Genomic DNA, 2,193 nt, shown 5'->3' with positions numbered 1-2,193 from the left:
TGCAAGTTTTTTGCAAAGCTGACCCTTTTTAAGATCTTTTAAATTCTTTTAATATTTTTTATACGCGCGCGCGAGGAGGGGGGGATAACCTCGCATTTTACGATATTTTAAAGGGGTTCTTTGCGAGTATTAAAACGACAAATTGCGAGTATTAAAACGACAAATTGCGAGTATTAAAACGACAAATTGCGAGTATTAAAACGACAAATTGCGAGTATTAAAACGACAAATTGCGAGTATTAAAACGACAAATTGCGAGTATTAAAACGACAAATATTTATTTTATAATCAAAATATAGTATAATAAAAAAGCCGAACCAAGAAAAGTAAAATTTTCAAGGTTCGGCAAAATCGTCATAAGGAATTACTATGTTTTTTAAACATAGCAAAAAGCCTTTGGTGAAATTATACCTGAAATTTAGCCTTTTCGGTTGGAAAATAAAGGTAAGAGTAACTAAGTGAGCTTAGGGGACTTGTTCCCCTGTTTCTTGACGATAAAAAAGGGATTCTACAATGCAAGAAATAGTTAAATATCATAATGATTTTAATAAAATTAAGTTACCGAGCTTCACAGAGCTAGAGCAAAATTTATTATTTGGAATGTTGGTAAAAATCAAAAACAATAGTAAGTGCGAATTTAGCGCAAATGAGTTGCGCAATTTTGTAAGTGATAAAAATCCTACAAATGCAGAATTGTTTAATTATGCTAAAACGTTGGGAGAAAAATTTTTTAAAGCAGACTTTACAACAATAAGAAAAATTAACGAGAATGAAAGCGCACAGACTACTTATAATCTTTTCAAAGAATACACGATATTCTTTTTAAACAACGACAACAAAAAAACATTAACAGGAATTAAAATTGAAATTAACGAAATATTTGCTTATTTAGTAGAACAACTGACCGCAAACTTCACCCGCTTTGAACTTGCAGAATTTATCGCACTTAGTGGAAAATATACTAAAACGCTTTATCGCTTGTTAAAGCAATACAGGCAAACAGGGTGGGTGCAATGGGATTTTAAAGAATTTAAGGATATTTTAGACATTCCAGAGAATTACAAACAAATTGATATTGACCAAAGAATCCTAAAACCAGCCCTTAGAGAGCTAACAGCAGAACGCAATCTATTTGACACAAAAAGAATCCCATTCAAAGATTTAAGCTACACCAAAATTAAGGGCAAGGGGCGAGGGCGCGGGGGTAATGTGATTGCAATTCGCTTTGACTTCACTCCCGAACAAGTGCAAGAGGAACTAGAAGCACAAGCAGAAGCAAGAATCGCAGAAAACATAAAAAATCACATTCCTACAAGTGCAGACTATGAAGCAAAACAAGAATTTAAAAATTACAAGGGAGTTGAAATTTCTTTTTACGATTCCAAACAAAAATTAATTATTGCCATAATCAAAGATTTTGACAATGAAACAAATAAGCTAATTTGCTATGATGAAAAAATAAAAAAAGATTTTAAGCTTTCATTTAAAAATCTACAAAAAGCAAACGAATGGATTGCACAAAAGATTCAAGGTATTTATTAAACACTAGAGAGTTTGTAAATAACCAATAATATGCCAATTTAGATACAATAAAAAAGCCGAACCAAGAAAAGTAAAATTTCAAGGCTCGGCAAATTTGCTATAAGGCGTTTCAAATGAGAGAAAAACCGAAACGCTTTAGAGAATTATACCTAAAAATTAGGATTCTGTTATTAGAATTTGAGTTTAGGTTAAAACTCTAGGGCGGCGAGGGTTCTCCCTTGCCTTTTAGCATTAATAAGGCTTAAAAAAGTTTTTTACAAAATCAAAATATATTCTGCCACAAAAGTTTTGCAAAACTTTTGTTTTTTGCCTTGCAAAAACTTGGCTATTTTTACTTTTTAAAACAAGTTTTTTACCAAAAACAAACAATCAAAAAGCAAAAATACTTTAAAGAGCTCTCGGCAGAGCAGGTGGGTAGTAGTTTTTAAAAAATATATACTTTTTAGAACTACTACCCTTATCCTGCATTCTTTAAAAAGCATTATAATTTTTTCACAGCTCCGACAAAAATTTGCGCACTTTTTTCTTGGTGTTTTTCATTTTTTAAAAAATTAAGCCCATAAATCAATTTTAAACCAAAAACAATACCAAACTACCCCTAAACGATTAAAAACGATTTTTGACCCCTTTCTGTGATTCTATGAGGCATAA

The 2,193-nt window shown here is 31.4% G+C and carries 1 protein-coding gene; it reads left to right on the top strand.

The window, feature by feature from the left end:
• Window positions 1-513 precede the first annotated feature (513 nt).
• Complete coding sequence (locus K4G57_RS08890; protein WP_221561858.1) at window positions 514-1,542, top strand: RepB family plasmid replication initiator protein; 1,029 nt, start codon at window positions 514-516, stop codon at window positions 1,540-1,542.
• Window positions 1,543-2,193 lie beyond the last annotated feature (651 nt).

This window comes from Helicobacter turcicus, from assembly GCF_019711685.1.
Classification (GTDB): Bacteria; Campylobacterota; Campylobacteria; order Campylobacterales; family Helicobacteraceae; genus Helicobacter_D; species Helicobacter_D turcicus.
The sequence above is the reverse complement of the archived record's forward strand: the minus strand, read 5'-3'. Positions and strand labels throughout refer to the sequence as shown.

Coding starts and splice junctions, on each gene's coding strand:
- K4G57_RS08890 (WP_221561858.1), top strand. CDS start 514: ATGCAAGAAATAGTTAAATATCATAATGATTTTAATAAAATTAAGTTA.